9 protein-coding genes are annotated in these 11,412 nt (G+C 37.4%); 7 read left to right on the forward strand and 2 right to left on the reverse strand.

The window, feature by feature from the left end; all coding sequences use genetic code 11:
* The first annotated feature begins 209 nt into the window (after window positions 1-209).
* The 7 genes from purH to QM524_RS18105 all read left to right on the forward strand — a co-directional run bounded on the left by purH (window position 210) and on the right by QM524_RS18105 (window position 9,751).
* Window positions 210-1,730, forward strand: coding sequence for a bifunctional phosphoribosylaminoimidazolecarboxamide formyltransferase/IMP cyclohydrolase (gene purH / locus QM524_RS18075; protein WP_095161455.1), 1,521 nt, complete (start codon window positions 210-212; stop codon window positions 1,728-1,730).
* A 491-nt stretch (window positions 1,731-2,221) separates the two neighbouring features.
* Window positions 2,222-4,183, forward strand: coding sequence for a DNA topoisomerase (ATP-hydrolyzing) subunit B (gene gyrB, locus QM524_RS18080; RefSeq protein ID WP_283345627.1), 1,962 nt, complete (start codon window positions 2,222-2,224; stop codon window positions 4,181-4,183).
* Window positions 4,184-4,457: 274 nt separating this feature from the next.
* Window positions 4,458-5,303 (forward strand): helix-turn-helix domain-containing protein, encoded by an 846-nt coding sequence (locus tag QM524_RS18085; RefSeq protein WP_283345628.1) that lies wholly within the window; start codon window positions 4,458-4,460, stop codon window positions 5,301-5,303.
* A gap of 152 nt (window positions 5,304-5,455) precedes the next feature.
* Window positions 5,456-6,007 (forward strand): YbhB/YbcL family Raf kinase inhibitor-like protein, encoded by a 552-nt coding sequence (locus tag QM524_RS18090; RefSeq protein ID WP_095161458.1) that lies wholly within the window; start codon window positions 5,456-5,458, stop codon window positions 6,005-6,007.
* 563 nt (window positions 6,008-6,570) lie between these two features.
* Window positions 6,571-6,789, forward strand: a complete 219-nt coding sequence (locus tag QM524_RS18095) for a hypothetical protein (RefSeq protein ID WP_095161459.1) — start codon at window positions 6,571-6,573, stop codon at window positions 6,787-6,789.
* Between the two features lie 48 nt (window positions 6,790-6,837).
* Complete coding sequence (gene ppk1 / locus QM524_RS18100) at window positions 6,838-9,150, forward strand: polyphosphate kinase 1 (RefSeq protein WP_229362773.1); 2,313 nt, start codon at window positions 6,838-6,840, stop codon at window positions 9,148-9,150.
* A gap of 64 nt (window positions 9,151-9,214) precedes the next feature.
* A complete protein-coding gene (locus tag QM524_RS18105; RefSeq protein ID WP_283345629.1) occupies window positions 9,215-9,751 on the forward strand; it encodes a class I SAM-dependent methyltransferase in 537 nt (178 codons plus the stop codon).
* A gap of 44 nt (window positions 9,752-9,795) precedes the next feature.
* On the opposite strand, the gene QM524_RS18110 is transcribed toward QM524_RS18105, so the two are convergent.
* A complete protein-coding gene (locus QM524_RS18110) occupies window positions 9,796-10,173 on the reverse strand; it encodes a rhodanese-like domain-containing protein (RefSeq protein ID WP_095161461.1) in 378 nt (125 codons plus the stop codon).
* A 224-nt stretch (window positions 10,174-10,397) separates the two neighbouring features.
* A complete protein-coding gene (locus tag QM524_RS18115; protein ID WP_283345630.1) occupies window positions 10,398-11,234 on the reverse strand; it encodes a glycoside hydrolase family 16 protein in 837 nt (278 codons plus the stop codon).
* Window positions 11,235-11,412: the final 178 nt, after the last annotated feature.

The following is an 11,412-nucleotide window of genomic DNA, read 5'->3' on the forward strand; positions in this document are numbered from 1 at the left end:
AATTTTACTCGAACTCTTGTGTAGATAGGATAGACGATTTATCTAAATGACCTATAAATAGTTATTTGTTTTAGATAAAATTGCCTTAAAGCACTACGAAAAATACAAAATTGCTTATTTTTGCACTTTCATTCTGACGAGGTTAGTTGTAGGGTAACACACATAAACTAAAGCCCTAACGAGCAACTAGCCGAAAATGTATCAAAACAATGTCATCCAAAAAAATCCAATCAGCCCTCATTTCGGTTTATTACAAAGACGGACTCGCTCCAATTGTTGAACTCCTCCACAAGAACGGGGTAAAAATTTACTCAACAGGTGGTACTCAAACTTTCATCGAAGAAATGGGTATTCCTGTAACTGCCGTAGAAGACCTTACTAGCTATCCTTCTATTTTTGGTGGTCGTGTAAAAACTTTGCACCCAAAAGTATTTGGTGGAATTTTATACCGTCGTGACAATGAAGGCGATGTGCAAACAGCCGCTCAATTTGAAATCCCTTCGATTGACTTGGTAATTGTGGACCTTTACCCATTTGAAGAAACTGTAGCAGGTGGTGCTTCTGAAGACGACATCATCGAAAAAATCGACATCGGTGGAATCTCATTGATTCGTGGTGCTGCTAAAAACTTCAATGATGTATTGATCGTTTCTTCTCGTACACAATACGCAGAAGTATTAGCATTGTTGGAAGCTAAAAATGGTGGAACTGACTTGGCAGACCGTAAGCGTTTTGCTATGTTGGCGTTTGGCGTGTCATCTCATTATGATACTGCTATTCATGCGTATTTCTCTGGCAATACAACAGATATTTATGATTTCAAAGCTTTACCAAACCACTCGTTGCGTTATGGTGAAAACCCTCACCAAACTGCCACATTCTATGGCGATTTGGAAGCGCTTTTCGAGAAATTAAATGGTAAAGAACTTTCTTATAACAACTTAGTTGACGTTGATGCTTGTATTACATTGTTGGATGAGTTTACTCAAACTTCATTTGTCATCATCAAGCATACTAATGCTTGTGGTGTAGCTTCGGCCGAAACGGTAAAACAAGCCTACTTGAATGCTTTTGCTTGTGATACTATTTCAGCGTTTGGTGGTGTGTTGGCAACAAACGGCGAAGTAGATGCTGAAGCGGCTGAGGCAATGAACTCATTGTTCTTCGAAATTTTGATTGCTCCTTCTTTCACTCCAGAAGCGCTTGAGATTTTGAAAACAAAGAAAAACCGTATCTTATTGAAGCGTAACGAAGTGGCGTTTGGTAAGAAAATGTTCAAAACTTTGTTGAATGGTGTTTTGGAGCAAGATAAAGATTTGGCTACAGAAACAGCTTCTCAAATGCGTACTGTAACTGAAAAAGCTCCTTCTGAAGCAGAATTGAAAGCTTTAGAATTTGCATTAAAAGTTTGTAAGCATACAAAATCTAACACAATTGTATTGGCGAAAGATGGTCAATTAATCGCCTCAGGTGTAGGTCAAACTTCACGTGTGGATGCCTTGAAACAAGCTATCGAAAAAGCAAATGAGTTTGGTTTTGACTTGACTGGTTCAGTAATGGCATCAGATGCGTTTTTCCCATTCCCTGACTGTGTTGAAATTGCTCATAAAGCAGGAATCACGGCGGTTGTACAACCAGGTGGTTCTATTAAAGATAAAGATTCAATTGCTTATTGCGATGCCAATGGCTTAGCAATGGTTATGACTGGTGTGAGACACTTCAAACACTAGAAAATATACAACGCCTCAATCAGCCAGATTGAGGCGTTTTTATGCTTTATTGTGTAGATTTGGTGTTACCACTTACACAATATCTATTCTTCAAAACGACAGCCAAAACACTTCTTTTTTCTTCAATTATTTTTGATTTTATCTTCAGAAAAATATTTCCTGAAAATTTCGAAAGTCAAGCCCTTGAAAATGCCCATTTTTTAGGCTTTTAAAGCCCTTAAAGTGCCGTTATTTGTAGGTAAAGCAATACTTTTTTCGTATTTTTACGTTTTAAAGCAAAATTTCAAAGAAAGTGACTTGTTATCCTTACAAAAAAATCAGCATACAAACCCACGCATTACATAGGTTTTCAATCGCTACTCAAGTCCACTCAAGGAAGCATGTTATACTTCCTTTACTTTCTGGTACGTTTTATCATTAACAAACTGTAATTTATAACAAGCTACGCATGCTAATTGCGCCCTAATTAAAGTAACAACTTCAAAGAAGATATGTCAGAAATTCAAGAAACAATCGACAACAAAGCAAACTATGGTGCCGACAATATCCAAGTATTAGAGGGTTTAGAGGCAGTACGTAAACGCCCATCCATGTATATTGGAGACACGGGTATTAAGGGACTTCACCACCTAATTTGGGAAGTTGTAGATAACTCAATTGATGAGGCTTTGGCGGGTCATTGTGATACAATCAAAGTAACTATCAATGTAGATAACTCGATTACAGTAGAAGATAACGGTCGTGGTATTCCTACGGGAATGCACTCTAAAGAGAAAAAGTCTGCTTTGGAGGTTGTAATGACCGTATTGCACGCAGGGGGTAAGTTTGATAAAGATACCTATAAAGTATCTGGTGGTTTGCACGGTGTGGGTGTATCTTGTGTGAACGCCTTGTCTACAGACTTGAAAGTGACAGTATATCGTGAAGGAAAAATCTTCCAACAAGAATATAAAATCGGGGTGCCTCAATACCCTGTAAAAGAAATCGGTATTGCAGACCGTACAGGTACAACCGTACATTTCAAACCAGATGATACGATTTTTACGGTTACTGAGTACAAATACGAAACCGTAGCAAACCGTTTGCGTGAGCTTTCGTTCTTGAATGCAGGTATCAAAGTATATTTGACAGACCTTCGTGATTTGGATGAAAATGGTGTGCCAAAATCAGACGAATTCTTCTCTGAAGGTGGTTTGCGTGAGTTTGTAACTTATTTGGATTCTACTCGTGAACGTTTGATTGCCGAGCCAATCTATATGGAGGGCGACAAAAATGGCGTTCCTGTACAGGTGGCGATGATGTACAATACTTCGTATTCAGAAAACGTAGTATCGTATGTAAACAACATCAATACCATCGAAGGGGGTACTCACGTAGCGGGTTTCCGTGGTGCGTTGACTCGTACTTTGAAAAACTATGCCGATAAATCAGGTGCTTTAGATAAACTAAAAATTGATATTGCTGGTGATGACTTCCGTGAAGGTTTGACTGCCGTAATTTCAGTAAAAGTAGCTGAACCACAATTCGAAGGTCAGACTAAAACAAAATTAGGTAACGGTGAAGTGTCGGGTGCGGTATCAGCAGCGATGTCTGATATGCTTGAAACTTGGTTGGAAGAGCATCCAAAAGAGGCTCGCCAAATCGTTGCTAAAGTTATCTTGGCAGCACAAGCTCGTCATGCTGCTCGTAAGGCACGCGAAATGGTACAGCGTAAAACGGTATTGGGTGGTAACTCATTGCCAGGTAAATTGGCTGACTGTTCTGATAGTGATCCTGCTACTTGTGAATTATACCTTGTAGAAGGGGACTCAGCAGGTGGTACGGCAAAACAAGGTCGTAACCGTGCTTTCCAGGCGATTTTGCCTTTACGTGGTAAAATCTTGAACGTAGAAAAAGCGCAAGAATATAAAATTTACGAAAACGACGAAATCAAGAATATGATTACGGCGCTAGGTGTAAGTTTTGGTAAAGATGGTGATGAGCGTGCTTTGAATATCGAAAAGTTGCGTTACCACAAAATCATTATCATGACCGATGCCGACGTCGATGGTTCTCACATCCGTACGTTGATTTTGACGTTCTTCTTCCGTTATATGAAGGAATTAGTTGATAATGGATATATCTACATTGCTCAGCCTCCTTTGTATTTAGTGAAAAAAGGTCAACAATCACGTTACTGCTGGACTGAAGCACAACGTGACCTAGCGATTCGTGAATTGGGTGGTGATAAAGAAAGTTCTGTAGGTGTACAACGTTACAAAGGTTTGGGTGAAATGAACGCCGAACAGCTTTGGGAAACTACAATGGATCCTGAAAGTCGTACCTTGAAACAAGTAACTATCGAATCGGCTGCTGAGGCAGATCACTTGTTCTCTATGTTAATGGGCGATGAGGTAGCACCACGTCGTGAGTTTATTGAGAAAAATGCAAAATACGCAAAAGTAGATGTTTAGTCATCTTGCTATCTTTGAATTGTGATTGAGTGAATGAGTGATTGTTTTTTATAAATTTTACTCGTAGAGATGCAATATTTTGTGTCTAAAGCTCATAAACTATTTGCTAAAATATTCTGTTAAAAAGGCGGTCGGAATTGGTTTTTCGACCGCCTTTTTTGATATTATTATACCAAAATAGCTCGGCTTAAGACGCAAAGTATTGTGTCTCCATTATTGGAATACAGATTTTAAAAATCACTAAATCACTCACCCTCTCAATCAGCCATTATCCATGCAGGCTACCACGCATACCATACCACAAGATTTGTTTCAGGCGGAGGATTTACCTGAAATGAATGTCTTTGATTATTTTGCTACCGAAGATCACCTTAATAGCAAAGTGATTTTGCGTCAGCATGTGATTAGTTTTTTGGTAAATGGACAAAAGAAAATACATTTCTCGAATGACACTGTAGAAGTTGATAATCAATATGCTGTAATGATGGCATCAGGTAATTGTCTGATGTCCGAATGTTTGGGGGGAAGTAATTCTTATCAAAGTGTATTGCTATTTTTTTCATCAGAAAATGTATCTAACTTTTTCCTGAAATATCCTCAATTTGTTCGAGCAAAAGCGGAGAGACAAAATGCTTTTTTTGTCCTAGAGCAAGATAACTATATTCAGCATTTGGTTGCGTCGCTGAGGTTGTATCTTCAAAAGCCTCAGTTGCTTAGTTCTGCCATAGTGACCTTGAAATGGGAAGAAATTATGCTCTATTTGATAGACAAATATGGCGACTCGTTTGTGGTGTTTCTACAAGGGCTTTTACTCAACCAGCAAGAAGTATCCTTTCGAAAAGTCATAGAGGATAATCTTTATACCAATCTCAATTTAGAAGAGCTTGCTTTTTTGTGCAATATGAGTTTGTCTACGTTCAAGCGACATTTTACGAGTATCTACCATGAAAGTCCAGGAAAATGGTTACAAGCCAAGCGCCTCGAACGTGCCAAAGAACTGTTAAGCCACGGAGATATGAAAGCTTCGGAGATATATCAATTATTTGGTTATGAGAATTTATCCAACTTTAGTGCAGCCTTCAAGCATCAGTTTGGTGTAAGCCCAAGACAAATTGCTTAGTTTGACCTTTTTTCATAAGTAATTAAGCTAAAAGCAACACTCCTGTTAGCATTCAATCCTGTAATTTTGTAGTGTACCAAAGGATATTAGCTAAAAGAATGATCTTCCTAGCTAAAAATACCTTTATTCTTATCAATTAAAACCTTATTAATATGTTACGCTCAAAATTATTACTTATTGCAGCTTTTGTATTAACTGCGTTTGCAGGTACTTATGCACAAACTTTCACCCTTAAAAGTAACGATATTGGTGGACAGTTTACCAAAAAACAAGAGTTTAATGGTTTCGGATGTAGTGGTGAAAATATTTCACCGCAATTGTTGTGGGAAAATGCTCCAGAAGGAACAAAGAGCTTTGCCATTACAGTATATGACCCAGATGCTCCAACTGGAAGTGGATTTTGGCATTGGGTAGTTTTTGACATTCCTGCTAACGTAAAAGAATTGAAGTCGGGTGCAGGTGATTTAACAAAAGGATTGTCTCCAAAAGGTGCTATCCAAAGTGTTACTTCGTATGGAGCAAAAGGATTTGGAGGAGCTTGTCCACCAGTAGGGCATGGTTTTCATCAATATATCTTTACTGTGCATGCATTGAAAACAGATAAATTGGGCTTAGACGAAAATACAAATCCTGAGATTGTAGGATTCTATTTGTGGCAAAATACTTTGGCGAAAGCGTCTATCGTGTCTTACTACAAAAGATAGTTAGGCTTCACAAACAAGGAATTTGAAAAATTAACTTGACAACTTGTCAAAACATGAGTCATCCCTAATTTTTAGGATTGGGATTATTCTCCAAATTTTTATCAAAAAGCGGTCGAAAACATATTTTTCGACCGCTTTTTTGATGCTACTATGCTAGATATGAATGGCCTAAGACGCAATCATTGCGTCTCTACTGATGGAAAACAAATTTTTACATAATCACTCAACCTCCATTCACTCAATCAGGAAAGACTCATAGCTTTGATGTTGATGAGAAATAGAGCGAAGAGTAATCTTTTTTAAATACAATTTTAAAATAAAGTATCTTCTTGATAAGTTATAGTTAGAGTAGGAGTACAAAATTGACTTTAAAAAAGTGAGTCCCTAAGACCTTGTTTTTCAGGAGTACACCCTTCCTGTAGCATTAGAATCATATTTTTTCTACAATACGGGAAACATTTCGCTCCATAAATTTTTTAAAAGGCTTGGCATTTGTTAATTTAACGTTTTGTTAATATTACAATGAATGATAAACCTTAAATTTGTCTATTCCACCATTTACAATGTCAGAATTTAATTTTAAACAATTTCACATTCGCTCAATGAATGCCTCTTCTGCTGAAGAAAGAGCCACTATAAACCAAGAACTAAAGGATTTGTATGCCTCTTTATCACCAGAAGATCAAAAGGAATTTAATGAACAATTACAAACCTTTTTGGTAAAAGAAATGGGTCGTTTACGTTCTGATTATGAAGCAATTAAAGGTGGTATGCAAGAATAAAATGGCAAGGTTTTCGTTAAGGTTTTATAGTATAACCTCTGAAAATTTATGCAACGACTAAGAAGAAAATATCGTAAACGCGGTGAAATAGGTTCTCTAGTCGAGAATCTTTTTTCATTTTTGGGTAATTTTATGAATACGAAACAAACACCAGAGGAAAAACGTCGTCTTGAAAAAGTCATAAATCGCTCTTATGACGTTATAGAGAAGTCAGATTATATTAGTCGAGATTTGAGTTGGTTAAAATTCGATGAAAGGGTATTAGACCAAGCAAGAGACTCAAGAAGAAATGTATTTGACCGATTGAAGTTTTTGGCGATTACGGCATCAAATCTTGACGAGTTTTTTTCGATTAGAGTTGGTTCGTTGTATAATTATATCGACTTTGGTAAAGAGCGTAGTGACTATTCTGGTTTGAGAGAAATTCCTTTCAAGAAAACCTTGATGGCTGCTACTCAGGCTTTTGTACAAGAAAAACAACGCCTTTATAAAGAAGAAATCGTACCACTATGTACCGAAAACGGCTTTAGAATTATCAAGATTGGTGATTTGTATTCTGAAGAACTTGAAAAAGTAACCGATTACTTCAATCGCACGATATATCCAATGCTTACTCCAATGGTATTTGACCAAACGCACACTTTCCCAAGTTTGCTGGCAAAAACACTAATTTTTGGGGTGGTAACTCGTATCCCTTCCGGCGAAATAGATTTTATGAAAAACGAATCTCTCAAAGGTGGTGATAATAGTAAAATTAGTTTCGTCCAAATTCCACAAAACCTCAAACGTTTCTTCGTTTTTGAGCGTGAAGACGAAATCGTTTTCTTCCCTATCGAAGAGATTATCCGTCACGAAATGTGGAAACTCTACAAAAATGTAGAAATCGAATCGATTGCCCTTTTCCGTATTACTCGTAATGGTGATTTTGATGTTGTGGAGCATGAAGATTCGGAAACAGACTTTATTGACGAAATCAAAAAGAAAATCAAAGACCGTCGTTTGGGTCGTGTAACGCGTATCGAAATCGAGCCTGATTGTTCGCCGTGGATGCTCGAAATGATGATGAAACGTTGGAAGCTGGAAAAAGATGGTGTTTTCTATAATGGAAACCTTATTGATTTTACGGCTTTTTGGCAAATTATTAAATATCCAGAGTTCAAAAGTCGTTTAGTTCAGCAACATCCAGCGGTGCCTCCATTGGGCTTATCAACGGTAAAACAAGCCGATATTTTTGAGACCGTAAGACAAGGTGATATTTTGATGCACCATCCGTACAACAATTTTGAACCTGTTCTACAATTGCTCGAACAAGCGGCTGATGACCCTCAGGTTTTGGCAATCAAAATTACGTTGTATCGTATTTCTAAAAACTCACGTATTGCAGATGCGCTCCTTCACGCTGCCGAAAATGGAAAGCACGTTTCGGTATTATTTGAGGTGAAAGCTCGTTTTGATGAAGAAAACAACATCCGTGAGGCATTACGCCTTCAAAATGCAGGTTGTTTTGTGATTTACGGTATTCCTGGCTTAAAAACACATACGAAGCTTTTGCAGGTAATTCGTTCTGAAGGCAATCAGGTGGTAAGTTATGCTCACTTGTCGTCAGGAAACTATAATGAAGATACCGCAAAACTTTATACTGATATTGGTTTGTTGACAACCAATGAGGTAATAACACGTGATATTTCAGAATTTTTTAATGTAATCACAGGGCATTCACAGCCACATAGTTACAAATATTTGATTACGGCTCCTCGTGAGATGCGTAACAAATTGGTAGATATGATTCGTAATGAGGCCAAAAATGCTCAAGCGGGTTTGCCTAGTGGTATTTGTATCAAAATAAACTCTTTGCAGGACAAAATTACGATTGATGAGTTGTATAAAGCTTCTCAGGCTGGTGTGCCAATCCAATTAATTGTACGTGGTATTTGCTGTATTCGTCCAGGACGTAAAGGTTTATCAGATAATATCAAAGTACGTTCAATCGTAGGAGATTTCTTGGAACATACTCGTGTATATTATTTCCACAACAATGGAAGTCCTAGAGTATATGGTGGCTCAGCCGATGTAATGGTACGTAGCTTCGACCGTCGTATAGAGTCGCTATTTGAGCTGGTAACCAACCAAGTTCGCCAACAAGCGATTCATATTTTGCAATGCAATTTGCGTGACAATGTCAATACTTATGAAATGCAAGAAGATGGTTCATACAAGCATGTCGCTAATCCAGAAGATTTGGGTATTGAGCCTTTCGATATTCACAAGGAGTTCTTCAATGTTAAACTAGAAGATGTTATGAACGCTCGTTTGTTTGCAGAAACATCAGAGCCAGAACATATTGAATTAGAAAGTATTTAGTCTACTTTTTCAGACAAATCAACAAAGCCCTCATTTCGATGAGGGTTTTGTGTTTTTAGTAATCATGAAAAAATCTTTTGAAGCATATCAATTACATTCGGGCGATGTCATTGCCTCGATAGGGGCAGCCTCTGGCGTATGGGAAATAGGCTTAGCTAGTATGCAATCTGGCTTAACATTTTATATCCAAGATATAGACGAATATAGTTGTAATGATGAAGAAGTAGCCTACGCAAAAGCCTATTGGGAGCGCCAACTTGGACATTCAATAGACGGGACATTTTACGCAATATTAGGAACCCCACAAAGAACAAATTTGCCTAAGAATACCTTCGATAAGGTCTTAATCATCAATGCCTTCCACGAATTTCAATATCTGGAAGAAATGTTGCAAGAAGTAATACAGATTCTTAAACCAGCTGGAAAACTTATTATTGAAGAAGAAATAGCCTTAACTCATGGACAATTACATGAAGGTTGTGGATTACCACTTTTTTCAGAAACTCAACTTGTAGATTTATTAGAAGCAAATCAATTTAGATTGGATAGGGTAGTAGCAAAAGAAAGCTATTTAAAGGTATTTATTTTTGAAAAAAAATAGATTTAGAGTAAATGTGTGGTATGTACTATCGTTTGATTCGGGTCTTAATGTAGACCTTCTTTCAGTAAATCTTTGTAGCCGCCTCTGAGGTTATAAATTTTTTTGAAACCATATTCTTTCAAAAGCTCGGCTATTTCAGAGCTCCTTCCACCAGTGGCACAATATAGCAAGACTGGCTTGTCTCTGTCTAATGACTCAATTTTTTCTAAAATATCTGGGTCAAAATAATCAATACATTTGGCTGACGTTACTTTCCCTTCTTTCCATTCTTGAGGAGTACGCACATCAATAATTTGTATATCAGGATTATTTTTGACGATGTCTGCAAATTCATGAGGACTCACATTGAGATTTTCCTCAACGACACAGCCCGTCAGAAATGTAGCACAACTGATGAAGTATAATATAAACAGAGGTCTCATAAATGGCTAAGTTGTAAATTTATCGCAAGTTATAGCGATTAATGGATTTTTTAAAATCCTAAATTTTAGAAAGTCATTAGAGTTTTTACTTGGTATAAAAATGAGGAAGATTAGGGCTGTATTTTGCAAAAATTGGTGTGTAATTTGGCGAATGAGTGAATTTCTCCTTAAAGTAATCACTCATTCACAAAATCAAAATTCTCTCAATTTGGAACTGCTCATACTTATTTCTTTTTAGGAGCAGACTTTAGCGGGTATACTCTTACATAGTCAATTTCCATACGTTGCGGGAAAATACTTTCGTCTACACCTTTGAGACCGCCCCATCCTCCTCCAACTGCAATATTTAGTAAGATATGGAAAGGTTGATCAAATGGATATTCTTCCCATCGATTGCTTACTTTGGGAAAAGACAAGATCAATTCGTTATCGATAAATGCCTCTATTTTGTCAGGAGTCCAATCTACGCGATAAACATGAAAAGCTGTATGAAAATCAGGAAGCATTTTATTGGCTGAGCGCTGAGTACCTTTGATATGATTAAAATCGCGAGTATGTACCGTGGCATGTACACGACCAGGGTCGTAGCCCACGTGCTCCATAATGTCGATTTCGCCATTGTCAGGCCAATAGGTATTGCTATAAACTTGCTTAGTAGCCAACATCCAAATGGCAGGCCAAGTGCCTCGTCCTTCAGGAAGTTTGGCCTTAATTTCGAATCTCCCATACAGAAAATCCCCTTTGCCTTTGGTCACTAAACGTGCCGACGAATAGGCATTGTCCTTTACTGTTTCCTTTAAGGCTTCGATAATGAGTACACCGTTTTCGACACGAGCATTTTTAAGGTTTTTTTCAGTATAATATTGTAGTTCATTGTTGCCCCAGCCATGGCCGCCCACATCATAGTTCCATTTAGTAGAGTCAGGAAGTCCATTTTTGTTAAACTCATCAGCCCATGAAGGTTTTGAAGCAAACTGATAGGTTTTCGTTGGGATGTTTTGTGCCAAAGCCCAAAATTGTAAGCAAATACATAGTCCAGTTAATACATAGCGTTTTTTCATAGTTTGTAAATTAATATATTGATAATAAGCCTTTTATTAAAAATGTAAAGAGAAAAAAAGAAGTCATCTTGACTTTTTGATTTTCTTCAATGCGATGATAATAAATGCTATAAAGTTAAAACCTATCCAACTTGAAAGCGTTGTATCGAATCGATTTAACAAGGACCTGTAACTATCT

The sequence above is a fragment of the Flectobacillus roseus genome (assembly GCF_030056595.1).
Classification (GTDB): Bacteria; Bacteroidota; Bacteroidia; order Cytophagales; family Spirosomataceae; genus Flectobacillus; species Flectobacillus roseus.